This is a genomic window from Micromonospora sp. NPDC049274 (genome assembly GCF_040678875.1).
In the GTDB taxonomy this organism is placed as follows: Bacteria; Actinomycetota; Actinomycetes; order Mycobacteriales; family Micromonosporaceae; genus Micromonospora.
In genome coordinates, this window is the sequence record NZ_JBFAQS010000005.1 from 179,212 (window position 1) to 205,011 (window position 25,800).

General features: G+C 72.1%; 30 protein-coding genes and 1 tRNA gene. 14 read left to right on the forward strand and 17 right to left on the reverse strand.

Annotation, left to right across the window (positions count from 1 at the left end; all coding sequences use genetic code 11):
• The first annotated feature begins 21 nt into the window (after nt 1-21).
• From AB0K10_RS11905 to AB0K10_RS11915, 3 genes are all read left to right on the forward strand, one after another.
• A complete protein-coding gene (locus AB0K10_RS11905; protein WP_363682483.1) occupies nt 22-2,013 on the forward strand; it encodes a beta-galactosidase in 1,992 nt (663 codons plus the stop codon).
• Between the two features lie 37 nt (nt 2,014-2,050).
• Nucleotides 2,051-2,824, forward strand: coding sequence for a DeoR/GlpR family DNA-binding transcription regulator (locus AB0K10_RS11910; RefSeq protein ID WP_363682485.1), 774 nt, complete (start codon nt 2,051-2,053; stop codon nt 2,822-2,824).
• Nucleotides 2,825-3,025: 201 nt separating this feature from the next.
• Nucleotides 3,026-3,991, forward strand: coding sequence for a sporulation protein (locus tag AB0K10_RS11915; protein WP_363682487.1), 966 nt, complete (start codon nt 3,026-3,028; stop codon nt 3,989-3,991).
• 70 nt (nt 3,992-4,061) lie between these two features.
• On the opposite strand, the gene AB0K10_RS11920 is transcribed toward AB0K10_RS11915, so the two are convergent.
• Nucleotides 4,062-4,436: a hypothetical protein gene (locus AB0K10_RS11920; RefSeq protein WP_363682489.1), complete on the reverse strand. Its 375-nt coding sequence runs from the start codon at nt 4,434-4,436 to the stop codon at nt 4,062-4,064.
• A gap of 309 nt (nt 4,437-4,745) precedes the next feature.
• Here AB0K10_RS11920 and AB0K10_RS11925 point away from each other — a divergent pair, with 309 nt between their 5' ends.
• Nucleotides 4,746-5,165, forward strand: a complete 420-nt coding sequence (locus AB0K10_RS11925) for a hypothetical protein (RefSeq protein ID WP_363682491.1) — start codon at nt 4,746-4,748, stop codon at nt 5,163-5,165.
• A gap of 51 nt (nt 5,166-5,216) precedes the next feature.
• Here AB0K10_RS11925 and AB0K10_RS11930 read toward each other — a convergent pair whose 3' ends face one another.
• Both AB0K10_RS11930 and AB0K10_RS11935 read right to left on the reverse strand, forming a co-directional pair.
• Nucleotides 5,217-7,514, reverse strand: coding sequence for an AAA family ATPase (locus tag AB0K10_RS11930; RefSeq protein WP_363682493.1), 2,298 nt, complete (start codon nt 7,512-7,514; stop codon nt 5,217-5,219).
• 185 nt (nt 7,515-7,699) lie between these two features.
• The gene (locus tag AB0K10_RS11935) at nt 7,700-8,815 is read right to left on the reverse strand and encodes a sigma-E factor regulatory protein RseB domain-containing protein (RefSeq protein WP_363682495.1); all 1,116 of its coding nucleotides are present in this window, start codon (nt 8,813-8,815) and stop codon (nt 7,700-7,702) included.
• 88 nt (nt 8,816-8,903) lie between these two features.
• On the opposite strand from AB0K10_RS11935, the gene AB0K10_RS11940 reads away from it, so the two are divergent.
• Nucleotides 8,904-9,560 (forward strand): response regulator transcription factor, encoded by a 657-nt coding sequence (locus tag AB0K10_RS11940; RefSeq protein WP_363682497.1) that lies wholly within the window; start codon nt 8,904-8,906, stop codon nt 9,558-9,560.
• A gap of 83 nt (nt 9,561-9,643) precedes the next feature.
• Entirely contained in the window at nt 9,644-11,005 is a 1,362-nt protein-coding gene (locus tag AB0K10_RS11945; protein WP_363682935.1) for an ATP-binding protein, read from the forward strand.
• Nucleotides 11,006-11,029: 24 nt separating this feature from the next.
• On the opposite strand, the gene AB0K10_RS11950 is transcribed toward AB0K10_RS11945, so the two are convergent.
• Entirely contained in the window at nt 11,030-12,673 is a 1,644-nt protein-coding gene (locus tag AB0K10_RS11950) for a tetratricopeptide repeat protein (RefSeq protein ID WP_363682499.1), read from the reverse strand.
• A 57-nt stretch (nt 12,674-12,730) separates the two neighbouring features.
• Complete coding sequence (locus AB0K10_RS11955; RefSeq protein ID WP_363682937.1) at nt 12,731-13,192, reverse strand: MarR family transcriptional regulator; 462 nt, start codon at nt 13,190-13,192, stop codon at nt 12,731-12,733.
• Nucleotides 13,193-13,241: 49 nt separating this feature from the next.
• Between AB0K10_RS11955 and AB0K10_RS11960 the strand changes: the two genes are divergently transcribed.
• A complete protein-coding gene (locus AB0K10_RS11960) occupies nt 13,242-13,763 on the forward strand; it encodes a VOC family protein (protein ID WP_363682501.1) in 522 nt (173 codons plus the stop codon).
• A 25-nt stretch (nt 13,764-13,788) separates the two neighbouring features.
• Nucleotides 13,789-14,793, forward strand: coding sequence for a hypothetical protein (locus AB0K10_RS11965; RefSeq protein WP_363682503.1), 1,005 nt, complete (start codon nt 13,789-13,791; stop codon nt 14,791-14,793).
• Nucleotides 14,794-14,962: 169 nt separating this feature from the next.
• Here the strand turns inward: AB0K10_RS11965 and AB0K10_RS11970 are convergent, their stop codons facing one another.
• Entirely contained in the window at nt 14,963-15,142 is a 180-nt protein-coding gene (locus AB0K10_RS11970; RefSeq protein ID WP_007457220.1) for a DUF4236 domain-containing protein, read from the reverse strand.
• A 460-nt stretch (nt 15,143-15,602) separates the two neighbouring features.
• Here AB0K10_RS11970 and AB0K10_RS11975 point away from each other — a divergent pair, with 460 nt between their 5' ends.
• From AB0K10_RS11975 to AB0K10_RS11985, 3 genes are read left to right on the forward strand one after another with little or no spacing between them, the layout of a single operon-like run.
• Nucleotides 15,603-15,725 carry a hypothetical protein gene (locus tag AB0K10_RS11975; RefSeq protein WP_363682505.1) on the forward strand — a complete coding sequence of 41 codons (123 nt, stop codon included), beginning with the start codon at nt 15,603-15,605 and terminating at the stop codon, nt 15,723-15,725.
• Complete coding sequence (locus AB0K10_RS11980; RefSeq protein ID WP_363682507.1) at nt 15,722-16,285, forward strand: flavin reductase family protein; 564 nt, start codon at nt 15,722-15,724, stop codon at nt 16,283-16,285. Before AB0K10_RS11975 ends, AB0K10_RS11980 begins: the two co-directional genes overlap by 4 nt.
• Entirely contained in the window at nt 16,282-16,893 is a 612-nt protein-coding gene (locus tag AB0K10_RS11985; protein WP_363682509.1) for a malonic semialdehyde reductase, read from the forward strand. Before AB0K10_RS11980 ends, AB0K10_RS11985 begins: the two co-directional genes overlap by 4 nt.
• Before the next feature lie 6 nt (nt 16,894-16,899).
• On the opposite strand, the gene AB0K10_RS11990 is transcribed toward AB0K10_RS11985, so the two are convergent.
• A complete protein-coding gene (locus tag AB0K10_RS11990; RefSeq protein WP_007457237.1) occupies nt 16,900-17,355 on the reverse strand; it encodes an Rrf2 family transcriptional regulator in 456 nt (151 codons plus the stop codon).
• 7 nt (nt 17,356-17,362) lie between these two features.
• On the reverse strand, nt 17,363-18,355 hold the full coding sequence (locus AB0K10_RS11995) for a helix-turn-helix domain-containing protein (protein WP_363682511.1): 993 nt from the start codon (nt 18,353-18,355) through the stop codon (nt 17,363-17,365).
• Between the two features lie 190 nt (nt 18,356-18,545).
• Between AB0K10_RS11995 and AB0K10_RS12000 the strand changes: the two genes are divergently transcribed.
• Complete coding sequence (locus tag AB0K10_RS12000; RefSeq protein WP_363682513.1) at nt 18,546-19,322, forward strand: RhlG family 3-oxoacyl-ACP reductase; 777 nt, start codon at nt 18,546-18,548, stop codon at nt 19,320-19,322.
• Nucleotides 19,323-19,503: 181 nt separating this feature from the next.
• Here the strand turns inward: AB0K10_RS12000 and AB0K10_RS12005 are convergent, their stop codons facing one another.
• Entirely contained in the window at nt 19,504-19,935 is a 432-nt protein-coding gene (locus tag AB0K10_RS12005) for an SsgA family sporulation/cell division regulator (RefSeq protein WP_007457244.1), read from the reverse strand.
• Between the two features lie 273 nt (nt 19,936-20,208).
• Between AB0K10_RS12005 and AB0K10_RS12010 the strand changes: the two genes are divergently transcribed.
• Nucleotides 20,209-20,787 carry a TIGR02611 family protein gene (locus AB0K10_RS12010; protein WP_363682515.1) on the forward strand — a complete coding sequence of 193 codons (579 nt, stop codon included), beginning with the start codon at nt 20,209-20,211 and terminating at the stop codon, nt 20,785-20,787.
• Between the two features lie 50 nt (nt 20,788-20,837).
• Nucleotides 20,838-20,909, forward strand: a tRNA-Val gene (locus AB0K10_RS12015).
• 59 nt (nt 20,910-20,968) lie between these two features.
• Here the strand turns inward: AB0K10_RS12015 and AB0K10_RS12020 are convergent.
• From AB0K10_RS12020 to AB0K10_RS12055, 8 genes are read right to left on the reverse strand one after another with little or no spacing between them, the layout of a single operon-like run.
• Nucleotides 20,969-22,060 carry a tyrosine-type recombinase/integrase gene (locus tag AB0K10_RS12020; RefSeq protein WP_363682517.1) on the reverse strand — a complete coding sequence of 364 codons (1,092 nt, stop codon included), beginning with the start codon at nt 22,058-22,060 and terminating at the stop codon, nt 20,969-20,971.
• A complete protein-coding gene (locus AB0K10_RS12025; protein WP_363682519.1) occupies nt 22,060-22,326 on the reverse strand; it encodes a helix-turn-helix domain-containing protein in 267 nt (88 codons plus the stop codon). Before AB0K10_RS12025 ends, AB0K10_RS12020 begins: the two co-directional genes overlap by 1 nt.
• A gap of 13 nt (nt 22,327-22,339) precedes the next feature.
• Nucleotides 22,340-24,076 (reverse strand): replication initiator, encoded by a 1,737-nt coding sequence (locus AB0K10_RS12030; protein ID WP_363682521.1) that lies wholly within the window; start codon nt 24,074-24,076, stop codon nt 22,340-22,342.
• Complete coding sequence (locus AB0K10_RS12035; RefSeq protein ID WP_363682523.1) at nt 24,073-24,294, reverse strand: hypothetical protein; 222 nt, start codon at nt 24,292-24,294, stop codon at nt 24,073-24,075. Before AB0K10_RS12035 ends, AB0K10_RS12030 begins: the two co-directional genes overlap by 4 nt.
• Before the next feature lie 5 nt (nt 24,295-24,299).
• A complete protein-coding gene (locus AB0K10_RS12040) occupies nt 24,300-24,737 on the reverse strand; it encodes a hypothetical protein (RefSeq protein ID WP_363682525.1) in 438 nt (145 codons plus the stop codon).
• Nucleotides 24,734-25,342, reverse strand: coding sequence for a hypothetical protein (locus AB0K10_RS12045; RefSeq protein WP_363682527.1), 609 nt, complete (start codon nt 25,340-25,342; stop codon nt 24,734-24,736). The genes AB0K10_RS12040 and AB0K10_RS12045 overlap by 4 nt, the downstream gene beginning before the upstream one ends.
• The gene (locus AB0K10_RS12050) at nt 25,327-25,593 is read right to left on the reverse strand and encodes a hypothetical protein (RefSeq protein WP_363682529.1); all 267 of its coding nucleotides are present in this window, start codon (nt 25,591-25,593) and stop codon (nt 25,327-25,329) included. The genes AB0K10_RS12045 and AB0K10_RS12050 overlap by 16 nt, the downstream gene beginning before the upstream one ends.
• On the reverse strand, nt 25,590-25,778 hold the full coding sequence (locus AB0K10_RS12055) for a hypothetical protein (RefSeq protein WP_363682531.1): 189 nt from the start codon (nt 25,776-25,778) through the stop codon (nt 25,590-25,592). The genes AB0K10_RS12050 and AB0K10_RS12055 overlap by 4 nt, the downstream gene beginning before the upstream one ends.
• Between the last annotated feature and the right edge of the window lie 22 nt (nt 25,779-25,800).

The following is a 25,800-nucleotide window of genomic DNA, read 5'->3' on the forward strand; positions in this document are numbered from 1 at the left end:
GCGGGTGCACCCTCACCTGTCATGCGGCGATGGCAGGGGAACGGCATCTATTTCGGCGGCGACTACAACCCGGAGCAGTGGCCCGAGGAGACCTGGTCGGAGGACATCGAGCTGATGCGCCGGGCCGGGGTCAACCTGGTCTCCGTCGGCATCTTCTCCTGGGCTCTGCTGGAGCCCGCCCCGGGCCGGTTCGAGTTCGGCTGGCTGGACCGAGTGCTGGACCTCCTGCACGACGGCGGTATCCAGGTCGACCTGGCCACCGCCACCGCCAGCCCGCCGCCCTGGCTGGCCCGCGCGCATCCGGAGATGCTGCCCCGAGAGGCCGACGGCACGATCCTCTGGCCGGGCGGCCGGCAGGCGTACTGCCCCAGCTCCCCGGTGTTCCGCGAGCGCTCCCTGGAGCTGGTGCGCGCGGTAGCCGGCCGGTACGCCGAGCATCCCGCAGTGGTCATGTGGCACGTCTCCAACGAGCTGGGCTGCCACAACGCGCACTGCTACTGCGACGTCAGCGCCGAGGCGTTCCGGCGGTGGCTGCGGGAACGCTACGGCGACCTGGATCGGCTCAACGACGCCTGGGGCACGGCCTTCTGGAGCCAGCACTACGGCGACTGGGCCGAGATCAACCCGCCGCGCACGGTGACCGCCTTCGCCAACCCCACGCAGCAACTCGACTATCTGCGCTTCTCCTCCGACGAGCTGCGCGCCCAACTGCGCGCCGAACGCGAGGTGCTGAAGACACTCGTCCGCCAGCCGGTCACCACCAACTTCATGATCGGCATGGGCGTCAAGCACATGGACTACCAGTCCTGGGCCGACGACGTGGACCTGGTATCCAACGACCATTACCTGACCGCCGCCGACCCGCAGGCGCACCTCGGTCTGTCGCTCGCCGCCGACCACACCCGGGGCGTCGCCGGCGGCGATCCGTGGCTGCTGATGGAGCACTCCACAAGTGCGGTCCAATGGCAGCCGCGCAACGTGGCCAAGCTCCCCGGCCAACTGCGACGCAACAGCCTCGCGCACGTCGCCCGCGGCGCCGACGGCGTGCTGTTCTTCCAGTGGCGGGCCTCCCGGGCCGGCGCGGAGAAGTTCCACTCCGCGCTGGTGCCGCACGCCGGGCCGGACACCAAGGTGTTCCGCGAGGTCTGCCAACTCGGCGCCGACCTCAAGGCCCTCGCCGAGGTACGCGGCAGTCGGGTGGACGCCGACGTGGCCATCCTGTTCGACTGGGAGGCATGGTGGGGAGTCGAGCTGGATTCCCACCCCAGCGCCGACATCCGGTACGACGACCGGCTGAACACCCTCTACCGGGCCCTCTGGCGGGCCGGCGTGACCGCCGACATCGTGCACCCGTCGGCCGACCTCAGCGGCTACCGCCTGGTCCTGGTGCCCACCCTCTACCTGGTCCGCGACGCCGACGCTGACGCGCTGCGCCGGTTCGTCGAGGCCGGCGGCACGGCTGCCGTCACCTACTTCAGCGGCATCGTGGACCCCGACGACCACATCCGGCTGGGCGGCTACCCCGGCGCGTTCCGGGACCTGCTGGGCGTACGGACCGAGGAGTTCTTCCCACTGCGCGAGGGCGAGCGGGTCGGGCTCGACGACGGCGGCACCGCAGACGTGTGGACCGAGTGGCTGCACGCCGACGACGCCGAGGTGCTGGCGTCGTACACCGACGGGCCCTTGCCGGGTGTGCCGGCGCTGACCCGGCGGCCGGTGGGCGCGGGTGCCGCGTGGTACGTCGGCACCCGCCTCGACGAGCCGGCCACCGACCGGCTCGTCGCCCGGCTGCTCGACGAGGCCGGCGTCCGCCCGGCGGCCCAGGCGCCGACCGGGGTGGAGGTGGTACGACGGCGCGACGGTGAGCGAAGCTGGCTGTTCGTCATCAACCACACCGACGCGGAGGTACGGCTCGCGGCGCACGGCGACGAGTTGTTGACCGGGACCCGATGCGCGGGTGAGCTGACCCTACCGGCCGGTGAGGTGGCGGTCGTCCGTGAGGATCGGACCTGATTCTGACGACAGTCACGGTACGAAGGAGGTTCCCTCGATGCTCGCCCAGCAGCGGCAGACCGCCATCCTCGATCTGATTCGCCAGCGCGGCGGCGTGCGGGTGAGTCACCTGGTCAGCCGGTTCGGCGTGTCCGACATGACGATCCGGCGTGACCTGGAGGCGCTGGCCGAGCGTGGCCTCGTGGACAAGGTCCACGGCGGCGCGACCCTCGCCGGGCCGGGCTCGGCCGAGGAGCCCGGGTTCGCCGCGAAGTCGATCCGCCAGCAGGCCGAGAAGCGGGCCATCGCCGAGCGGGCGGCGACGATGGTGGAGCCGGGGATGGCCATCGCGCTGTCCGCCGGGACGACCACCGCCGCGCTGGCCACCCTGCTCTCCGACGTGCACGGGCTGACCGTGGTGACCAACTCGATCCCGGTGGCCGACGCGCTCTACCAGAACCCGCGCGCCGACCAGACTGTCGTGTTGACCGGCGGCATCCGTACCCCGTCGGACGCGCTGACCGGCCCGGTGGCCGAGGCCGCGATCAGCGCCCTCAACGTCGACCTGCTGTTCCTGGGCGTGCACGGGATCAGCCCGCGTACCGGATTCACCACGCCGAACCTGCTGGAGGCCGGCGTCAACAGGTGCTTGATCGGCGCGGCCCGCCGGCTCGTGGTGCTCGCCGACCACACCAAGTGGGAGACGATAGGCATCGCCACCATCGCCCCGCTGGAGGCGGCCGACGTGCTGATCACCGACGTCGGGATACCCGCCGAGGCCCGCACCACGATCGGCGAACAGGTCGGCGAGCTGGTGATCGTCGACCCGTGAGTCTGATCGACTCGGGTTCCTGGAAATCGGGGTGTCCTCTTCGGCGGGACGCCCCGACTTCCAGGAACCCGAGTCGATCTAGCTGCCACGCTGCGCAGCCGCGGCGCTTCACAGCCATCTCACAGGGGTGCTGGATAGGGTGCCCGTCGAGTCAACGTCCGACTCCAACCTGGAGCGGTCGGCTGTCGCACAGGAGTTCCGATGGTCTTCAAGAAGATGTTGAGCGCGTTCGGCGTGGGCGGTCCCAGCGTGGACACCGTGCTGACCAACCCCAACACCAGGCCCGGCCTGACCCTCGACGGTCAGGTCAACCTCGTTGGCGGTGACAGCCCGGCGGTCATCGAGCAGGTGGTGATCGGTCTGGTCACGCGGGTCGAGGTCGAGGGCCACGACACGGAGTACGCGGGCACCATGGAGTTTCACCGGATGGCAGTGAGCGGCGCGTTCCAGCTCGCGCCCAAGCAGGAGCTGTCGATCCCGTTCCAGCTTCCGGTGCCGTGGGAGACCCCGATCACCGACGTGTACGGCCAGCGCCTGCACGGCATGACGATGGGCCTGCGGACGGAGCTGTCGGTGGCCCGCGCGGTGGACAAGACCGACCTGGACCACGTGGCGGTGCACCCGTTGCCGGTGCACGAGCGGATCCTGGAGGCGTTCCAGCGGCTCGGTTTCCGGTTCAAGCACGCCGACCTGGAGCGCGGTCACATCCGGGGCGTGCAGCAGACGCTGCCGTTCTACCAGGAGATCGAGTTCTTCGCGTCCCCGCAGTACGCGGGCACCATCAACGAGGTCGAGCTGACCTTCGTGACCGGCCAGCGCGGTGTCGAGGTGATCCTGGAGTGTGACAAGCGGGGCGGCTTCCTCAGCGCCGGCCACGACGCGTTCGGCCGCTACCAGGTGTCCCACGCCGACGTCGACCGCGTCGACTGGGCGCAGGTCGTCGACGGGTGGCTGCGCGAGACGACGTCCCGTTACGGCAACCTGCGCTCACAGTACGGGCACGGCCACGGCCACGGCCGCGGGCACGGCGGTATGGGCGGTATGGGTGGCATGGTGGCCGGCGCGGCGCTCGGTGTGGCCGGCGGCATGGTCGCCGGCGAGCTGATCGAGGACGCCTTCGAGGGCGACTTCGGCGGCGACTTCGGCGATTTCGGCGGCGACGAGTAAGCGGTCCACACACGACGGCAGTGGCCTCCGGGAGAAGTCTCCCGGAGGCCACTGTTCACGTGCGGCGGCGTCAACGCCCGCGCATGCTCCGCTCCTTGCCGGACCGGCGCTGCGAGCCGGCCTTCGACAGGCCACGGCTGACCAGGTAACCACCGGTCAGGATGGTCAGGAACAGCCAGGCCCGGTTCGGGTCGTTGATGTTCAGCCCGTTCGCTGTGGTGCCCTTCCAGAACGCGGCGATCACCACGAGCGCGACGGCAGCGGCGTAGACCCAGAATTCCGTCGTCAGGAACGCCTGCTTGGTCTCCGTGCCCGGCGACGGCATCGGGTCTCGGTGCCCGTCGTGCATTGCCGGCATCTGCTGCGTCTCCCGCATCGAAGCGGGGTTCTGCACGTCCGACATCGGCCGGTTCATCGGCCGGGTGGAAGCAGCCTGCGTGCTCATCTGGTCCTCCTCAGGATGCGATGAGTCGTACCTGCGTTCCCTCGCCCCGCTACCGCGTTTCGGCCACGGCACGGTTCGCGTTCACGGCGGGGACACCCCCCGACTACCCGAGGCCGCCGACCAGGTAACACGTCCTCCGGCCGGAAAAGAATCGGCGGCGGCCGGGCCGCTTGATATTCAGTGCGGGCACCCGTGCCGGGCGGCCCATTGCGCCGGATGTCCGATTCCCTCTCGGCGGGCGCGCTGCGGGTTTGGCCGACGGGTGACCGGGCACGCTGTCAGTTCCACAGCTTCTGCGAGGTGATGAACGTGCGTGAGGACGACATGCGGCAGGACGCCGCCCGGCAGGCCGAGAACCGGATCGCGGGCGGCGTGTATGGCGAGGGCGCCCTCGACGAGGTGACTCTGCCCCGTACCGACATCGAGAGCCAGATCCAGCGAGACGACCCGTTCGACCCGGCGAAGGAGCGGATCGATCCGCAGGTGCTGCGCGACGGCGGCCCCGTCGGTGGCCAGGGCGCGGTGACCACCACCGGCGGCACGGCCGGCCCGGCCAGCGTGCGCCGGGTGGCCCGCCAGCCGGAGCGGCACCCCGGCAAGGTGGCCCCGACGACGACCGGGGACGCCACCACAGGCGGTCTGAGCACGCCGATGGGCGGCGGCACCAGCGATCAGTCCACGTCGGCGACCGGGCCGGCGAAGTCCATCAGGGACAAGGCCGGAGACTGACGCGCTGCGGCGCCCCGTTCGCGGGGCGCCGCACGTCCCCCGGCCCGTCGATCATGAGGTGGTGGGGCGCAGGACGCCCAGGCGCTGGGTGGCTCGGGTGAGCGCGACGTACAGGTCACTGCGCCCGCGGGGCGACTCGGCCACCATCCGGTCCGGGTCGACCACCAGCACCGAGTCGAATTCCAGCCCCTTGGCCTGCGCGACAGTCAGCACGACCACCCGGCTCTCCAGCTCCGGGTGCTCGCCCACCGTGGCCTCCGGCAGCGCCGCGGTCAGCGCCGCGCCGAGCGCGTCCACACGGCTCGCCGGCACGATGACGCCGAGGCGACCCTCGGCCAGCCCCGCGGCCTCACGCGTCGCCGCCGACACCAGCTCCGCGGGGAGCTGCTCGTCGGGCACCGCGCGGTCCCACGGGAGTACGCCGCTCTCCCGCACCGAGCGCGGCGGTCGCAGCGCCGGGTCGATCTGGGTCAGTACGTCGGCGGCGACAGCCATGATCTCGGCCGGCGTGCGATAGCTGACGGTCAACTCGGTCAGCCGCCAGCGCTGCGCCACGTAGGGGGCGAGGGCGTCGGCCCAGGAGGGCGTTCCGGCGAGCGCGCCGGTCTGCGCCACGTCCCCGACGATCGTCATCGACCGGCTGGGGCACCGGCGCATCAGCAGCCGCCACGCCATCGGCGACAACTCCTGCGCCTCGTCGACGATGACGTGGCCGAACGCCCACGTCCGGTCGGCGGCGGCGCGCTGCGCGGTGGTCAGCCGGTCGGCCTCCTCCTGCCGCTCCAGCAGCCGGTCGGCGTCGATCAGGTCTGTCACGCCGAGGATCTCACCGCCCTCGGCCTCGTCCTCGACGTCGATCGAGCGGGAACCCCGGGCGATCTCCAGAACGCCCTCGGCGTACTCCCGTTCCATCAGGCGGATGCGGTCCCGGCGGGCGGCGGCGGCCCGCTCGTCCTCGCCGAGCAGCTCGGCGGCCTCGTCCAGCAGCGGTACGTCCGCGGGCGTCCAGCCACCCGGCTCGCGATGAAGCCGAGCCCGCTCGTCGTCGGTGAGCATCGGCGCGGCGGCGGCGATCCGGTCCGGGTCGGCGTACAGGTCGGCGAGGAGGCGCTGCGGGGTGAGCACCGGCCAGAGCCGGTCGAGGGCGGCCTGGATCTCCGTCTCCTCGCGCAGCTCGCGGCGGATCTCGGCGCGGTCCGCCTCGTCGAGCAGGTTGTCCCCGCCCAGCGGGTCGGCGCCGATCCGCTCGGCCACCTGGTCGGCGAGCGCGTGCACGATCTCCACGTCGAACAGCGCCCGCGCCAGATTGTGCGGCCGGTCGGTGCGGCGCACCCGGTCCCGGGCGGCGCGGACCGTCTCCGGGTCGAGGGTGAGCACCTCCCGCTCCACCTCGATCTCCAGCGGCTCGTCCGGCACCCACTGCCGGTCCCGCACGGCCAGCGCCAGCACCTCGGCGAGCACCGCGCGGCCCTTGAGCGCCGCCGTCTCGGCCGGTTCGACGCGCTGGGCGCTCACCCCCGGAAACAGATCACCCTGGGTACGCAGCAGCACGCCCGTCTCGGCCAGCGTGGGCAGCACCTGGGAGATGTAGCGCAGGAATGTCGCGTTCGGGCCGACCAGCAGCACACCACGGCTGGACAGCTCCCGCCGGTGTGTGTAGAGCAGGTACGCCGCGCGGTGCAGCGCGACGGCCGTCTTGCCGGTGCCGGGGCCACCCTGGACCACCATGACGCCGGGCAGGTCGGCGCGGATGATCCCGTCCTGCTCGGCCTGGATGGTCTCCACGATGTCGCGCATCCGGCCGGTCCGACCGGCGTTGAGGGCGGCGAGCAGCGACGCCTCGCCCGTCAGCTCCTCGTGCCCGCCGGGGGAGGCGCTGTCGATGTCGAGCACCTCGTCGTTGAGCCCTGTCACCTTGCGCTGGCGGGTGCGCAGGTGCCGCCGCCGGCGTACGCCCTGCGGGTTGGCGGCGGTGGCGAGGTAGAACGGACGCGCGGCGGGGGCCCGCCAGTCCATCAACAGCGGGTCGTAGTCACCACTGGTGTCGAAGATCCCGATCCGGCCGATGTAGCGGCGGGAGTCGTCGTCGCCGTCGAGCCGGCCGAAGCAGAGGCCATTCTCCACGGCGGAGAACTGCTCGACCTGGTCGGCGTACATCGCCACCGAGCTGTCGCGCTGAGAGCGATCCTGCAGGGTGCCGCCGGTGCTGCGCAGCGCGTCGGTGAGCCGGTGGGCGGCCTGCTCACGCAGCCCGTCCAGCCGGTCGTAGAGCATCGAGACGTACTCCTGCTCGCGGCCGATCTCGTCGTCGAGCGGCAATTCGCCGGTACCGCCGGAGTGCCTTGACAAGCCGTCTCCCTAAAGATTAGAATGCCTTGCAGGAACGGCTTTTATGCCGTTCTTTTTTGTGCCCTCGAATTGTTGAAGATAGCGCGCTGCGGCGGCTGCCACCAAGCCGACCGGCCCGATTCAGGTCACACAAGCCGAACGCCGGGCCGACCATCTGGTCGACCCGGCGTGGGAGCTTCGAGGCGTCAGCCGCGGGCGACCTGGTAGAGCCGCTCGGGGGTGACCGCTCCGGCGAGCACCCGACCGTCGTCGGTGAGCAGGACGGTGAACACCTTGCTGGTGAGCAGCCGGCCGCTGCCCCAGTCCCCACTGACCGCCGGCAGCCCGCCGAGCAGCTTCGACACGTCCGCGGGCGGCGCGGCGCCGGCGGGCTCACCGGCGGCCGCCTTGCCCGGGGTCCCGTCGAGGCGCGCGACCAGGACGGTGGCCCAGCCCTCGCCCACGGCACGCACCTGCGGGTTCCCGCCCCGCGCGGCCTGCGCCGGCCGGCCCGCCGACGGTCGCTCGGCGGTCTCCTCGGTCACGGTCACCCCGGGCGGCGGGTTGAAGGCGAACTGGTCGGCGTCGGGGTGCCGGTAGTCGACCTGGGTGAAGGCCATCTCGAACGCCGGCTGGTCGCTGCCCTTGGCGAGCACCTCGAAGCGCAGCGGCACGTGCTGCTTCGCGTCGATGGCGATCCGCAGCTGGTGCACCAGCGAGTCACTGTCGCGCGGCTGGAGCACCAGCTCGTACGCGTCCCGCCCGGCGACGGTGGCCGAGCGACCGACGCTTACCTCGGTGCTCGGGTCGATCGCGCCCAACGCCAGGTCGGCGGCCTCCTGCGGGGTGGCGGGGAGACTGGGCGTCGCCGCGTGGCCCGGCTTCCCGGTCGTGCCCGCGTCGCCCAGCGTGCGGTGGCGCGCGGTGTTGCCCCGGCTCTCCCAGGTCCACACGTCCCGGCCGTTGCGGATGACGTCCTGCTCGCCGAGGGTGTCCAGCAGCGCGAGGCGCTGCCGCTCCGGGCCGGAATACCAGACCCGCAGGGTGTGCGTACCTGTCAGCAGGCTCGTCAGGTCGTTGCCGGGAATCAGCCCGACCAGCGGAGGCAGACCGAGGTCGGCGCGCTGCACGACAGTCCCGGACAACCCCTCCAACCGGGAGGTCTGAAGATCCACCAGGAGCTGGGCGGCGGTACGTGGCGGCAGGCTCGGCTCCGCCTCGGCGGCGAACGTGCCGACTGCGGCACCTCCGCCGATGACGACGACACCGGCGGCAGCCGGGACCAACCAGCGCAGAACGGGACGGCTTCTCAGGACGGACATGGTGGCACCTCCTGCCCGACATCCTGCCTCCTCGGCCCTGTGAAAGCGCTGAGGACGCCGGCTTTGACCCGGGTGGCACCCTTGAGGCGTGCGGGTGTTGGTGGTGGAGGACGAGGCCCGGCTGGCGGCCGCCCTGCAACGCGGCCTGCAGGCGGAGGGGTTCGCGGTCGACGTGGCGGCCACCGGTCCCGCCGGCCTGGACGCGGCGCGGCACGGCGGATACGACGCGATGATCCTTGACGTGATGCTTCCCGGGCTGTCCGGCTACGAGCTGGTCCGCCGGCTGCGCGCCGAGCAGCACTGGCTGCCGGTCCTGATGCTCTCGGCCAAGGACGGCGAGTACGACCAGGCCGACGGCCTGGACTGCGGCGCCGACGACTACCTGACCAAGCCCTTCTCGTACGTGGTGCTGCTGGCCCGCCTGCGGGCCCTGCTGCGCCGGGGAGCGCCGGAACGTCCCACCGTGCTGAGCGTCGGTGACCTGCGGCTGGACCCGGCGCGCCGACGGGTGACCCGCGCCGACGCCGAGGTGGCGTTGACCGCGCGGGAGTTCGCGTTGCTGGACTACCTGATGCGTCGCCCCGGCCAGGTGATTTCCAAGATCGAGCTGCTGGACCACGTGTGGGACGCCAGCCTGGAGACGGCACCCAACGTCGTCGAGGTGTACGTCGGCTACCTGCGCCGCAAGCTCGGCCGGGACCGGCTGGAGACCGTCCGGGGCGCTGGCTACCGGTTGGCTACATGACAACGGCCGATCCGCCGGGCCGCCGCCGCGTCCGCCGGTTACCCGGATGGGGTCTGCGCGGGCTGGGTCTGCGGGGACGGCTCATGGCGCTCGGCGTGGTCGGCCTCACCGTGGGGCTCGCCCTCGGCGGCGCGGTGCTGCTGGGCGCGCTCGGCTTCCTGCTCCAGCGCACGGTGGACACCGAGGCGTTCCGGACGGCCGACGCCGTCGCCCTGCTCGCCGCCGAGGACGCGCTGCCCGACCCGCTGCCGGTGGCCGGTGGGCAGGTCCGGGTCCAGGTGATCGACGCGCAGGGTCGGATCCGGGCCGCCTCGATCGACGCGGACCGGCTGGTTCCGATGGTCCGCCCCGAGCGGTTGGACACCGGTCACCGTCAGCGTCTGGTGGTGCCGGCGGAGCGGGCCGGACTCGCCGGGCCGGTGCGGGTGGTCGCCGTACCCGCCGGCACGGCGGCCGACCCGCTCACCGTCCTGGTCGCCCGGTCGATGGCCGACGTCCGGCGCGGCACGCACGTGGTACGGACCATCCTGCTGGTGGCCTTCCCACTGCTGGTGGCGATCCTGGCCGGGGTGGCGTGGCGGGTGGTCGGTGCGACGTTGCGGCCCGTGGAGGCGCTGCGCCGAAGCGCCGAGGAGATCACCGGCCGAGCGGCCGGGGGCCGCCTGCCGGTGCCCGCCTCCGCCGACGAGATCCATCGGCTGGCGGTCACCCTCAACGGGATGCTGGACCGGTTGGAGTCGGCGCGGAACCGGCAGCGGGCCTTCGTCTCGGACGCGGCACACGAGCTGCGCAGCCCGCTCACCAACATCCGTACCGAGCTCGAGGTGGCCCAGCGGCTCGCCGACCGGACGGACTGGACGACGGTGACCGTCAACCTGCTCGCCGACACCGACCGGTTGAGCCGGTTGGTCGACGATCTGCTGCTGCTGGCCCGCCTGGACGAGATGCCATCGGCCCGGGGAACCGGCCCGGTCGACGTGGGCGCACTGGTCGCCGAGGTCGCCGCCCGTTATCCCTCGCCGCCGGTGCTCCTCGTGCCGGCGGCGGGCCCGCTGTGGACGGCAGGAAACGCGGCCGAGCTGCGGCGGGTGCTGTCGAACCTCGTCGACAACGCGGTCCGCCACGCGCGGGGCAGCGTGATCCTCACGGCCGAGCCGCACCGGGAGGCCGCGTACCACCTGGTGACGGTGACCGACGACGGCCCGGGGATTCCGGCGGCCGATCGGCAACGGGTCTTCGACCGGTTCACGAGGCTGGACGACGGCCGGGCCCGCGACGACGGCGGCGCCGGCCTGGGTCTCGCCATCGTGTGGGAGCTGGTCCGCCGCGCGGGCGGCACCATCACCCTGACCGACGCGGACGACCAGTCGGGGCTGCGGGTGTGCCTGCTGCTGCCGGCACTCCCGCCCGAGGACGAGCGCCAACCGGCGGTCCACACACCATGACCAGGGTGGCCAGCCGGCCGGGGGTCAGCGGCGACGGGTGCAGACCTGGTCGGCGCTCGCGACGGTGTCGGTGGACCAGACGACCGCGACGGTGAAGCAGTAGTCGTTGGCGCGGTTCAGCGCGTAGACGATGTAACTGTCGGTGCCGGCGGGCAGCGTGGCGATGGCCGTCTTCTCCTGCCCGGCCCGGCCGGCCGAGACCACGACAGGCCCCTCGCCGCCGGCCGGGTACGTCCAGCGCAGAGCGATGTTGTCCCGGTTGTCGCGCAGGCTCACCGTGCCGGGCGGGGTGCCGGGTGCGGCCACGGGCGGGGCCGTGCCGGCCGGACCACCGCTGGTGGTCGGCCTGCCCGCGCCGGTCGGGCCGGCGCTGGGGGAGCCGTTGGTAGGCCCCGGCAACGGGTCGTCCCCGTCACCGACCCGCGCCACCCCGGCGATCACCGCCGCCGCGCCCAGCAGCACCACGACCACGCCGGCCACCAGCACCGGCACCAGCCGGTTGCGCGGCGGTGTCGGCGCGCGGTGCACGGGCACCGGCAACAGCCGGGACGGTGTGTACGGCTCCAGCGGCGCGTACGGCGGGGCCGTTTGATCCGGCTGACTCGACGCGCCGGGGCGGTGCAGCCGGTAGACGCCGTACGCCTCCTCGCTGCCGGTGAACCCGGCCACCGATGGGGGCACCGGCCCGACGGTGGGGTGCGGGGCCGGCTCGTCGTCCGGCGGGTCCGGCGGCCAACGGAAGCCCGACGACCCGTCCGGCTCGTCGGCCGGGACCCGGGGGCTCGGCACCGCGCCGACCCCGTGCCCGGCCCGGCCCTCGTCGGGGCGGTCGGCCGGACCGGTCACCTCCGGATCGAACTGGTGTGGTGGGGGCGCGGGCGGGTCGTAGGCGGACTCGACCGGCCGGTCGCTGTGCGGCGCGGTACGCGCGGCCGGCACCACCGGGGCGTCCCGGTCGGCTGGCGCGTCGTCCACGCAGACGTGGTCCGGGTTGGCCGCCGCCCGGGCGAGAGCCGCCACCTGCAGGGCCAGTGGGTCGTCGGCGGCCAGGTGCTGCCGGCACAACTCGCGGGCCAGCGCCAGGTTGTCGTGCGCCTCGGCGAACTGCCCGCAGTCGCGCTGCATGGCACCGAGCCGGGCCAGCATCTTGATGCCGCTGGGGTGACCGTCGCCGTACACCTCGCGGTGCAGCTCCCAGGCGTCCTGAAGGCGGTCGCGGGCCACCGTGCACTGGCCGCGGGCGTACTCGACGGTGGCGAGGTCGGCGTGCGCGGCCAGCACTCGCAGCGACTCGGGGCCGTCCTGCGCGGTCAGCTCGATGATGACTTCCTGGTAGAGCCGGGCGGCCCGGGAGTGGCTGCCCACCCGGTGCAGCACGGCGGCCAGGGTAGCCGCGGCGGCAACCGTGCGCGGGTCGGAGCGGCCGTGCAACCGGGTGGTGGCCGCGTACGCGAAGGCGGCCCAGCCTCGGGCGGAGTGCGGCTCGCCGAGGGCGACGAGCACGCGCGCCTGGAGGCTGGCCGCCTCGGCCAGATCGGGTGTGGCGTTGGCCGGGCTGGGGTCGGCGTCGGTGAGCGCGTCGGAGAGCAGCCGTTGCGCACCGGCCACGTCGCCAGTGGACACGAGGTGGTGCGCCTGGTCAGTCAACTCGTCGAAGCCGGAGGACACGCCCCATCGTGCTCATCCGACGACGGTAAGTACAAGACCCGCGCCGGTGCCGATCGGTCAGGATCTGGTCAGGTGCTCGGCCAACGTCTCGCTGATCCGGCGCAACTGGTCGACCTGGGCCGGGCTCAACGCGTCGAACAGGTGTCGGCGTACCCCCTCGACGTGGCCGGGGGCCGCGGCCGCGAGGATCGCGAAACCCTCGTCAGTGAGCACCGCGATCTGCCCGCGCCGGTCGGTGGGGCAGTCCTCGCGGCGCACCCAGCCGGCCGCCTCGAGGCGGGCCACCGCGTGCGAGAGCCGGCTGCGCGACGACCCCGCGGCCTCGGCGAGGTCGCTCATCCGTAGTTGCCGACCCGGGGCCTCGGAGAGCCGGACCAGGATCTCGTAGTAGGCGTGCGGCATGCCGGCATCGCGTTGCAGGTCACGGTCGAGCGTGTCCATCAGCGCCCGGGAGGCGGCGAGGAACGCCCGCCAGGTGCGCTGCTCGTCGGGGTTCAACCAGCGAGTCATGACGGCCATCATACCCGCAATGGTTGAACGCTCAACTAAATGGCGTTAGTCTCGGGTCATGGGTATCCACCGGCTCAACCACGCGGTCCTCTACGTCAGTGACCTCGCCCGCAGCGTCGCCTTCTACCGCGACGTGCTGGGCTTCCGCCCGGTGGCGATGACCCCGGACGGTTTCCGGGGCGCCACCTTCCTCCAGGCCCCCGACTCCACCAACGACCACGACCTCGGCCTGTTCGAGATCGGCGCGGCCGCCGGACGATCCACCGCCGGCCGGGCCACCGTCGGGCTCTACCACCTGGCGTGGGAGGTCGACACCCTCGACGAGCTGGCCGTTACCGCCGAGCGGCTCGCCGCCGCCGGGGCGCTGGTCGGCACGTCCGACCACGGCACCACCAAGAGCCTCTACGGGCAGGACCCGGACGGACTGGAGTTCGAGGTGGTCTGGCTGGTCCCGGCCGACCGGCTGGACGACGGCGCGCTGGCCGCCCGCAAGCGCATCGGCCGGCTCGACCTGGCCGCCGAGCGGCAGCGGTACGGCGGTCAGACCCGCGGTGGAGTGGGGATCTCCGTCCCGGCGTGAATCGGCCATAGGGTAGAACGGACCGATGCCTACCAACCGGACCACCGACTTCCTCCGTGAACTGCTGGTCCGCCAGGTGGCGACCTGGCTGCCCGCCGCCCTGCACCGCTCCCGCCGGGCAACCGTCGCGCTGGCGTGGGCTGGTGCCGACGGCGGCGGAGCGGAGGCGGTGTTGCGGGTGGTCGCCGGCCACGCCGCCCAGGTGCGCGGCCGCCAGGTGACGGTGCTGGTGCTGGCCGACGACGCCGCCGACCTGCCGGTCCGGCTCGGGCCGATCGAGGCGGAGTTGCCGGCCGAGGTGACCGTGCACCTGCTGCCCGGCGGTCCGGACCGGCTGCCGGTCGCGGTGAAGGCGGCCGGCGCGGCCGGGTCGCCGCTGTTCTGCTTCCTGGACGTGCCCGGCGAGGTGCCCCCGCCCCTGCTCAGTGCCGCCACCAACGGCCGCACCGGCGAGGTGCTGCTGCACGCCGGCAGCACCACCCGCGCGGCCCTCGTCGCCGCCGGGTTTCCGCTGGTCGCCGAGGTGGCGCCGGTGCTGACGGCCGACACGGCAGCTGACGCGACAGACCTGGCTGACGCGACAGACCTGGCCGACGGGACGGACGCGGCCGCCGTGACAGACCTGGCCGCCGCGGCCGACGCGGCCGACGTGACGGGTGGCGCGGCGGCCGGTGTCGTCGCGTTCGGCAGCCGCTCGGATCGAAGCCTGGAGGCGGTTCGTGACGCGCTGTGGACGGTCGGCGCGGAACTCGGTGTGCGCTACCGCGACCCCGCCGATCCGGCGGCCCCGCCGGTGGACGTGACCGGGGCGCCAGCCCTGCGACCACTGGCCCGAAAGCTGCTGGCCGAGCTGCGCCTGGGCGGGCCGCGGCCGGTCACCGAGCTGCGCCGGCACACCCTCACCGCGACCGTCTACCGCGCCGCCGACGCCAACCAGGCGCTCGCCGACCTGGTCAAGGCGGGCGACGTCCGCCGCGAACGCGACACCGGCCGGCTCGCCGGCGACGAACTCATCACCCCCACGCCCTGAGCGGCCTGCCCCTCCGCGATCGTGCACTTCTGCCCCGGGGTCAGGGGTAATCCACGCGGCACGTCGACCGAGAGAGCGTGATCGACGGGGCCAGGACGGTGGGGTCGGCGGCGCAGACGCCGAGCGGGGTGCCGGTGAATCACCGGCACCCCGCTCGACTCCCGGGACGCTACGACCGGGACTTGTCCTGCTTCCAGGACAGCGGACCCGGCAGGTCGACACGGTGTGCCCGGGCCTTCGAGTTCCAGGACCAGCGCCCGATCTTGATGCTCCACGAGGAGAAGCCGTTCTCGGTGAAGTTCAGGATCAGCGGACCGATCTTCTTGCGCTTGCGAAACATGAGGCCCATCGGAGGACTCCCCTCGTCACCGTTCCCTGCCGTGTCGAGATCGAACATTCCCGAACGGGCGAATTCCGAAACCCTCTCGGCGTCCCCGGTGGACGGTGACGTGGCGCCGCTCGGCAATCCCTATCCATCAGATAGGTCTTGCGTGGCGGTAAACACTGCTCGGGGCAGATCGCAACATCGGCGCCGATGGAAGTCCCACCTTCTGGAAGGCCGTTGACCGGTCGATCCCACCAGCGGCAGCATGAGGTCATGTCGCAGCGGGATGAGCTCCTCCTCATCGCTTGCGTGCACGTCGACCTCGTCCGGCACGCGAGCGCGCTCTGTTGAGCTGAGCGGTTCTCCCGGCTCGGTTCCGTCGCCGCACCCTCACCGCTCGCCCGCTCACCGCGGAGCGGCGTGCCTCCGGCACCTGACCCGGGTGCCCTGCACACCCACCGTGCGACAGATCAGGAGACCTCTCATGTCCCCACCCCGACGTGCCCTTCCGCGTACCCTCGCGATGACCCTGCGCACCGGCACGCCCGCCAACGGCCTGCCTCGACCGGCCAGCTCGTACGCCGTGCCGCCCCTGGCGTCGGCATGACCACCGTGGAGCGTCCGGCCACGGACGCCGCCGCCGAGCTGCGACCGGTGGACCGGAACCTGTTCCGTGCGGTGCTGCTGCGACAGGCCACCAGCGTCACAGTCGTCACCGTGGTGGCCCGGGCCACCGACCCGGCCTGCCTGGGAGGGATCGGCGCGCCGATCCGGGCCGGGTTCACCGCCACCTCGTTCACCTCGGTCTCGGAGGAGCCGCCGCTCGTCTCGTTCTGCCTCGACGTGGCGTCGTCGAGCTGGCCGGTGCTGGCCCGCGCCGAGCACGTCGCGATCCACCTGCTGGCCGCGGCACAGCGGGAAGCCGCGACGGTCTTCGCCACCGGTGGCATCGACAGGTTCGCCGCCTACCCCGACTGGACACCCGGCCCGTTCGGGGTGCCGCTGCTGACCGGGGTGCTGGCCCGGCTGCTCTGCCGGGTGGTGCACCGCGTCCCGGCCGGGGACCAGACGCTGGTGATCGCCGAACCGCTCGCCCTGAGCGACGGCGGCGACGGCCGACCGCTGGTACGCCACCAGGGCCGCTACGCCACGGCGGTGCCGGCATGACCGCGCCCGCCGCGGCCGACCTGTTCGCGTTGGACCGGGCCGCCCAGGACCTGCTGTTCCGGGCGGCCCGCACGGCCAACACGTTCACCGACGAGCCGGTCACCGACGCCCAGGTCGCGGCGATCCACGACCTGATCCGGTACGGGCCGACGGCGTACAACGGGCAGCCGCTGCGGGTGCTGCTGCTGCGCTCGGCGGAGTCGCGGGCCCGGCTGCTGCCGCACGTGTCGTCGAGCAACCGGGCGAAGACGGCCAGCGCGCCGCTGGTGGCGGTGCTCGCCGCCGACGTGGACTTCCACGAGCGGCTGCCCGAGCTGTACCCGCACCGGCCGCAGGCCCGCGACTGGCTCGCCGACCGGGCGGCCCGCGCGGAGCAGGCCCGCTTCAACGCGACCCTGCAGATCGGCTACCTGCTGGTGGGCGTACGCGCCGCGGGACTGGCCGCCGGACCGATGGCGGGGTTCGACGCCGCAGGGGTGACCCGGGAGTTCTTTCCCGACGGGCGGCAGGAGGCGCTGCTGCTGATGAACGTGGGCCACCCCGGCCCGGACGCCTGGCGCGATCGGCTGCCCCGCCTGCCCACGGCCGACGTCATCCACACCCTGTGACCAGTGTCAGCGGGGCTCCCACGCGTCGGGCAGGGCGGTGAGCTTGCGGACGTGCGCGGGCAGCCGCCCGCTGACGATCTCGGCGAGGCTCACCTCGTCGACCACCCGCCGGACGGCGGCGCGTACCGCGACCCAGAGGCCGGGCAGGTTCTCCGCCGCTCCCTCGTAACGGGTCTCCTCCGGGCGCAGGCCGCGTACGCCCGCGAGGGGGCCCTCCACCGCGCGCAACACGGCGCCGACGGTCACCTCGCGGGGCGGACGGGCGAGGGTGTAGCCGCCCTCGGCGCCGCGCTGGGCGCGCACGATGCCGGCCCGGCGCAGATCGGCCAGGACCGCCTCCAGGAACTTGCGGGGCATGTCCTGCTCGGCGGCGATGGCCTGGGTGGACAACAGCGAGGGGTACGCGGTCGCGAGGCTCAGCGCCGCCCGTACCGCGTAGTCGCCGCGCGCGGAGATCTGCACCTCGTCATCATGCCCGCCCGGTGCCGCCGCCCGACCCACCGGGCATCCCCGACCGCGTGGCGTGACCGCCGTTGGTCGGGTCGGCGGAGGTGCCGGAGCGGAACCGCCCACCGTTGGCGCCCGTCGGCTCGAGCGCCGGTCGGGGTCGGACGACCCGGCCGGCGTGCGGCTGATCGCGGGCAGCGCGGAACGCGCCGGGGCTGACCCCGATCTCGCGCGTGAAGAAGCGACCGAAGTTGGTCGGCTCGGAGAACCCGAGCTCGCGGCCGATCTGCGCGATCGGGTGGTCGCTCGCGGCGAGCAGCCGGGCGGCCTGCAACGCGACACGCTCGTCGATGACCTGTTTGGCGCTGCGACCGGTCTCGGCCAGGCAGGCTCTGGTCAGGGTCCGCACCGAGCAGCCGAGCGCGGCGGCGTAGTCCTCGACCCGTCGGGTCACCTGGTAGCCGTGCTCGACCTCCCGGCAGAACCGCTGGAACGTCTCGACCTCCGGCCGGTGCCCGGAACCCGGCGCACCAGGCAGCGACAGCCGCAGCAGGAGCACGGCGAGCTGGTGGCGCAGCAGCGCACGACCGGCTGGGCCGGCGCCGTGCCGCTGGCAATCCACCGCCAACTGGCTCACCTCGTTGATCACCGCGTCCTCGTCCTCGCCGGCCAACTGTCGCCACGTCTGCGGCGCGTCCGGGTCGACGGCCAGGCCGTCCAGAGCTCCGGTGGTCCAGCCGACCACAGTCGCGTCGAACTGCGGGCCGGCGCAGCGCAGCACCTGGCCGACGCGGACCCGCAGCAGCGTCCCGGGTCGGCAGGGCAGCCTGTGGAAATCCAGCTCGGCGTCGCCGTGACCCCGGGTGGTGAGGATCAACAGCTCCCGCTCGACGAGCACCGGCCGCCGCCAGCCGGGGTCACCGGCCAGGTCGGCCAGCGCGAAGGTGGAAATCTCGTCGGGTACGGGTGACGCCGTTCCGATCGATGGCGCGGGGGAGGGATCGGTGGAGACCATCGTCTGCGACGGTAGCCCGAACCGCAGGTCACCGCATCCCGATCTCCGTACGCGGCGGTGTCGCGGCTTGTCGCGGTCCCCACGGCCGGGCTACGTTACCCGGCGGTAGCGCTGTGCGGTCCGTGGCCCGCCTGGCGTCCGCCGTCCGCCCGACCGCCCGGCGGACCCGCCGACACCCGATGGGATGGGCATGACGCAGCTGTTCTCGGTCGAAGGTAAGACGGTTCTGGTCACCGGCGGGTCGCGGGGGATCGGGCTGATGATCGCCCAGGGCTTCGTCCGGGCCGGCGCCCGCGTGATCATCTCGTCCCGCAAGGCGGACGTCTGCGCGACGGTCGCCGAGGAACTCTCCGCCGAGGGCCACTGCGAGGCGATCCCCGCCGATCTGGGCACCGACGCGGGCGCCGAGACGCTGGCCGCCGCCGTCCGCGAGCGCGTCGACCGTCTCGACGTTCTGGTCAACAACGCGGGGGCCACCTGGGGCTCACCGTTGGAGGACTACCCGGAGGCCGCCTTCGACAAGCTCTGGGCGGTCAACGTCAAGGCCGTCTTCCGGCTCACCACCGCGCTGCTGCCGACGCTGCGCGCCGCCGCCAGCGCCGACGACCCCGCCCGCGTGATCAACATCGGGTCCATCGACGGCATTCGGGTGCCGTCCATGGAGGTGTACGCCTACTCGGCCACCAAGGCCGCCGTGCACATGCTCACCCGCGGCCTCGCCCACCAGCTGGCCGGCGAGCAGATCACCGTCAACGCGATCGCGCCCGGCCCGTTCGAGAGCAAGATGATGGCGTTCGCCCTGAACGATCCGGCGAGCCGGGCCGCCATCGAGCAGCAGGTGCCGCTGGGCCGCATCGGGCGCCCGGAGGACATGGCCGGCACCGCCATCTACCTCTCCTCACGGGCCGGCGCGTACCTCACCGGCGCGGTCATCCCGGTCGACGGCGGTATCACCACCCACGGCTGAGCCCCGGACCTTCACGGCTGAGGACCGGTTGGCCACGGCTGGGCGCCGGCCGGCCACGGCTGGGCGGGCTGCCGGCCGACCCGGGTCGGGCTGCCCGCGTACCCCCGGGTATGCCGGAGCCGCGCGGACTCGGCAGATCCGCGCGGCCCCGTCTGGCCGGTTTTGGCCGTTCGGGCGGTGCTCAGCGACCGGCGAGCAGCCGGTTCACCGCCGTGTCGACATCCAGGTGCTCGGCCTCACGGCCGCGCGGGACGACGACGTACGTGCGTCGAAGGAAACGCACCAGGACGCTGCGCGGCACCTCGAAGAGGGCGTTGCCGTCCGGTGACGAGAGGGCCAGCGCGACGAAGTCACCGCGCGGTGTGGCCCAGGGCCAGACCCGCACATCACCGATGCCTGCCGGTTCGTCCAGGCCGGTGACCAGAAGTTCGCGAGCGAACGACCAGCTCACCGCCTCGCCCCCTGCCGATTCGGCATGGAACAGGACATGGACCGCATACGGGTCAGCAGGGTCGTAACGCAGACTGGCACGCACCGGCAAGGCGGTGGCGTCAGGTGCGACGAGCCTTAGCGACGTCTCGACCTCTACGGTCGTCGGTCGAATGACACTCATGGACGTTCTCCCCCCGGCACCGCTGCGGAACGCGCGTGTCCCGCTTTTCCCATACTCAGGTGCTACTCCTGGCTACGCTCCGCCATACGCTGACTTCACCCAGTGGTGGGAAGGGGGACGGAAAGGCCGCGTGAATGTGAGCATTCAGGTAGGATTTCCGGTTCTGCCCAGTGCGTGATTCCGCCCGGCGTCGGGTGGCTCAGTCGTCGACTTACTCCGGTAACGTCCAGTCGGCCGTTGCAGTGACGGGCCCGAGCGACACTGGGGGGTGAAATGGTCACGAACCGATCCTCAGTGGATCCGGTGGCAGCGTCCGGTCCGCCGAAGGTCGCGGTCCGAGCAGCCGAACAGCGGGGGTACGACGTGCCGATGGAGCAGCCCGAGCGACCCGGACGGTCGACGCCCGACGCCGGCCGCCCCGGCGGGGTCGCCGTCGTCGGAGAGCCGCCGCGCCGCCCACGCTGGCGGGACCGCATCTCGACGACCCTCGACCTGATCCGGGCCAACCCCACCGGCCGGATCGCCCTCAAGATCTTCATCGCGATCGCCGGCGCGCTGGTGGTCACCATCGGCATCGCCCTCATCCCGCTACCCGGGCCGGGCTGGCTGCTGGTCATCGCCGGCCTCGGGATCTGGGCCGTCGAATACCACTGGGCCCGCCGGCTGCTCGGCTTCACGCGTCGACACGTGCACGGCTGGACGCAGTGGGTGACGCGACAGTCGCTGCCGCTGCGCTTCGTACTCGGTGCCGTCGGCCTGGTCTTCGTGGGCGTGGTGGTCTGGCTCTCCCTCAAGGTCAGCTTCGGCATCGACGTGGTGGCCGAGGCGATGCGGTATCTCGCGACGCACTGACCCCGGATTTCCGGTCCGGTTCCACGATCGGGTAGAGTCAGTGGCGCTGAGGGCGATTAGCTCAGTGGGAGAGCGCTTCGTTCACACCGAAGAGGTCGCTGGTTCGATACCAGCATCGCCCACCCTCTATATGACAAGCTCAAGGCCCCTCGATTGAGGGGCCTTGAGTCGTTTCCATCGATCAGTGCTGGTCCGGAGGCAGCGAGAAGGCAGCGAACGATGCCAGCACCCGGCGGTCACGTTCCCCGGTGGAGTGCGTGTACCGGTTCAGTGTGGTGGATGTCTGCTCGTGACCCATCACCTTGGCAACGTCGTTGATTGGAACGCCATCGGAAACCAGCCACGTCGCGTACGAGTGGCGTAGGTCGTGGAACCGCAGCCCCATCGGAAGGCCCGCCCGCTGTAGCGATGGCTTCCACACCCGAGCGCGGAACGTGCCACGACGCACCGCCTCCCCGGTCCGAGTGACGAAGATCAGGCCATCCGCACCTGGCTCGACCGTGCGGCGATGCTCGATCAGCGCCTGGACGACGAACGGCGGCAGCGGAACCGTCCGGCGGCCAGCTCGTGACTTCGGATACGGCTTGAGGTTGACGTACCCGGAGACCTCCTCGGCCACCCGGACGACGCGGACGACGGCAGCGTCCAGGTCGACGGCGTCCCAGCGGAGTCCGGCGCATTCTCCCCATCGAAGCCCGGTGCCGGCGGCGAAGGCGACCAGGGCGCGGTACCGATCGGGCACGACGGGCAGTAGCTTGCTGAACAGTTCCGGGCGGGAGATGACCTGATCGTCGGTGTCCAACCGTCGGCGCGGAGGCAGACGGACACCCTCGCAGGCGTTGAACCCGATGAGCCGGTCACGAACGGCCGTGCGCAGGACGCCGGAGGTCAGGCGGTAGCACTCGCGCACCGTGGCGGGGGAGAGCCGTTCCCCGAGGCTGGTAATCCAGCCTTGCACGGCCGAGTGCTCGACCTTTGCCAGCGGAACCGTGCCCCAGCGCGGGATAACGTGATTGCGCATGATCGAGGCATCACGGGCGGCGGTGGCCTTCTCGTCGTTGCGGTTGGCAAGCCACTTCTCGGCGTACTCGGCGAAGTGGAGCCGGCCGGCGTCGGGTGCGACGTAGGTTCCCCGATTCAGAGCCGACTCGACTTCGGCCAGGAAGGCGTTGGCTTCCTTCTTCGTGCGGAAGGTCTTCGACTTCTGCTTGCCGGCCGGATCACGCCAACAGGCACGTTGACGGCCGGCGGGAGTCTTCCGAACGAATCCCATCAGGCACACTCCTCCGCGTCGGTGCCATCGAGCCAGGAGTGGAAACGGCCCTTCGGGATCACCCACCGTCCGCCCAGCTTGCGAGCGGGGATCTCACCCTCACGCACCAGGGCGTAGGTGCTGCCGAGGGACAGGGACAGCAGCCCGGCCACCTCAGCGACCGTGTAGACGGCACGACTGTCGGCAGCTCGTACGAGCCGATTCGACTGAGCAGCGTCGCCGGTGGTGGAGCGCTGACGGGGAACGAGAGACAAGACGGATTCCACGATGTTCCTCCGCTCAGGACGTAAGGGTGGGCAGCGATATCGGCGCAGAGGCCGAGACCTCATCGGCTCTGGTTCTCGCGGCGTTGAGAGCGGCTTTCCACTGGGCCCGTTGGGACAGGGCACGTAGGAGCCGGTGTTGCAGGGGTGGGATGTCCGGGTCGTCGGGGCGGGCCATTTCCCAGGCGTAGGCGGCGGGTTGGTCCGGGCCGGCGGGGTCGGAGTCGTCGGCGCCGGTGGTGATGCCGAGAAGGTTGCGGACCCAGGCCCGAGCGTCGGCACGGTGGTCGGCGAGGGTTTTTCCGGACCAGTCGCGGGAGACGAGGATGCGTCGGCCGCCGATGCCGAGGGTGGCCCGTTGGTGGACTTTGCCTTTGCAGCGTCCCGCTTGCAGCCGTCCGTGTGCCTTCTTGGGTTGGACACCGTAGAGCAGCCAGTTGGCGCACCGCTCGTTGCACGGTGTCACCCGGAGTTGGTGCCAGAGCCGGTCGAGGTGCTCGCGCTGGCGGTTGGTGTCGGTCTTATGGCAGTCGGCGGCGCTTTTGGTGATGTACTTCGTGATGTAGCCGATGGTGCGGTCGGCGTGCACGGTGCCGGGGGTGACGCCTTCGGCGTGGACCTGCCGACCGAAGCGGACGACGTGGACGGGTTCGGCGTCGGGGTCGGCGTCGATCAGGTCCAGGGCGTCAGCCCACGACTGCAGCGGCTCTGCGGTGTCGGGATCAATCCACTCGCTGCGGTCGTTGTCCCAGACGGGCAGCCGATCGAGGGAGTACACGAGTTCGTCAGCGGGCGGCCACCACACCTGGTGATAGGTGGCGGCAGCGACCTGCCGCAGCATCGCCCGAGGAATGGTTCCCCGAATGGCGAAGTGACCATGCGGCGCCAGACGGCGCTGCGGCTCGACGCACCCGGCGTACTGGACGTTCCAGCCAGCGCAGCGGCGCAGGTTCTGCCAAAACCGATCGAGGAGCCGGGCGAAGTGCACCGCATCCCAGGCGGCCCGCCGGTAGTCGTAGCTGTCCGGGTCGACTGGTGTCCCATCGGGCCGGACGCGGCCGTAGCTGTCGAGGGTGAGCGACAGCCACATCGACGGGCGGTGTTCGGTGCCGTCCGGGGCGGTGTAGACCTTGCCCACGGTGCGGCGTTCGACTTTCTTGCGGGGTAGGTCGGGGGCGTCCTGGCGACGCTTGGTGGACCGCTTGCGCCGGGCGCCTTCGGAGTCGTCATCGTCGTGAGGTGGGGCGACCTGCCCACGCAGCCCTTCGGCGGCGATGGCTTCTTCTACCTCCGCGATGGCGTGGTCAATGCCCGGTACCTGCTCGAACTGCGCGGCGCGTTGGGCCTCATCACGGGCGAATTCTAGGTGCGCCCGCAGGAGAATTAGCTCCCGCTGAGCGTCGGTGGCCGGGTTGGGTGCGGGGGCGGGTTCGTCGGTGCGGTGCCAGCCTTCCCGGATCTGGGTTTGGCGTAGCCGGCGGGCGCGTTTGGCGCACGGCTCGCACTTGTCTTCCCGAGTGGAGCCGCAGGGCAGGTCGATGACTTCGGTTTGGCCGGTGTGCAGGTCGGTGCGGCGCAGGGTGACCGGGCGCAGACAGACGCCGTACTCGGCGGCGATCTCGGTGAGCACCTGACGGGACATGGGCAGAGCGAGGCGGGCAGCACGGGACCCGCTCGCCGGCGGGACAGCCGGGGCGGGGGTGGGTTCGGTGGTGGCGTCGGGGGCGAGGCCGGGCAGGGTCGGGGCGGTCAACGGGTCACCTCCGGGAAATCGAACAGGGCGGGTTGGGTGTCACCGATCGGGGTGGTGCGGGTCGGGCCGGCGGTGCTGGCCCAGCGGTGGGCGGCAGCGGTGTGCCGGGCGCAGGCGGTTTCGGCGCGGTAGCGGCCGGTACCGGGGTGGCCGGCTTCGATCAGGGCGGTGGCTGACCCACCGCAGCGGGCGCAGTAGGTGGGCCAGCCGGTAGCCATGGCGGTCAGTGGCCGCAGCCGGGGCAGTGCAGACCGGGGCAGCAGCGACCCGAGCGGCGCAGGAGCAGGGCGATGACGATCAGGACCAGGACGCCGCCCGCGATAGCGGGGAACGCGGCCCGGATCGTCTGGACGAGCTGCGCGGCGAGGTAGCCGACAGCGGCGAGGGCGCCCACGGTCGGGACGGCGATCGCGGCGGCGACTCGACCGCGGTTGACCCGGCGGGTCGGGGCGGGTGTGGGTCGGGTGGTGTCGAGGAACCGCACCGTGACCGTCACCCGGGAGTCCCCGGGGATCAGTTGGGGCTCGCTCATGGAGAGCAGCCGGTTGGAGTCGCGGACCAGGGCGACGGTCGCGGCGACTTCGGCGGGGGTACCGATAATCCGGCGGCTGACGGCGGTGGGGCGGCGGGTTTGGACGCGGGCGAGTTGGGTGCGGGTCATCGGGTCACCTCCGAGGTGAAGACGTGGCCGTTGCGGGGCGGCTGGACGACGGACGACACCAACGCGGGGCGTCCGATCGGTGTCGGGGTGGGCGTCGGCGGGGTCGGGACCACGGCGGCCGGAGTCGGGTCGGCGGGCACGGTGACCGGAGCGAGGTCGGCGGGCTGTTGCGCCGGGACCGGCGTGGGCTGAGTTGGCGAGGGCTGAGCCGGTGCGCCGTTGAGGACGAGTTTGGACAGCGCGAGGAACGCCAGCGCTGGGACCGATGACAGCAGCCGCGACGAGAAGCTGTCGTTGGCGACGGCGATCTGCGCGGCCAAGGACAGCGCCACGGCGGCGATCAGGATTGCCAGCGGGTAGAGCACGGAGGCTTCCGGGTCGTGACGGCGGCGTCGGCGGATGACCAGCAGCGCGGCGGCCGGGGTCAGTTCGGAGATGACGGCGTTGGACCAGCCGAACCAGTCCCCGGTGCCGGCGGGGGCGTGGAGCATGGTCCAGTCCTTGACGTGGGTGAACGACGCGGCGCCGGCCATCCCGCCCACGGCCAGGAGGATGAGGACCAGGGCGACGGCTTCCAGCCGATCGGCGTTCAGGACGCGGCGCATTCGGTCACCTCCGCTTTGGTCGCGGTCGGCGGGGTGGGGCGGAGCCAGGCGACCAGGTTGCGGATGTAGATGGCGCCGTAGGCGAAGCAGGAGACGAGGAAGCCCCACTGCTCGGTCGTGATCGAGTAGGCCAGCCACAGGAGTTGAGCGGCGAGGCCGACGGCCCAGCCGGTCCAGGAGCGCTTACCGGCGAGGTAGAGGCCGGTGACGCCGACGGCCATCAGGAGCCAGGACCACAGCTGAGGATTCATGCTGCCCACCCCCACGCTTCGGCGTCGTCGGCGGCGATCTCGGCGTGCCGGGCGAGCGCGGCGGCGAGGATCGCGTCGACAGCGGTGTCGGGGGCGCAGTAGGGGCACTGCTGGTCGGGGTCGGTGTGGGCGAGATCGAGGCAGGTCCGGCGGATGGGCCGGCGGTTGAGTCGACGGGTACGCATCACGTGCTCCAAGCAGGCAGAA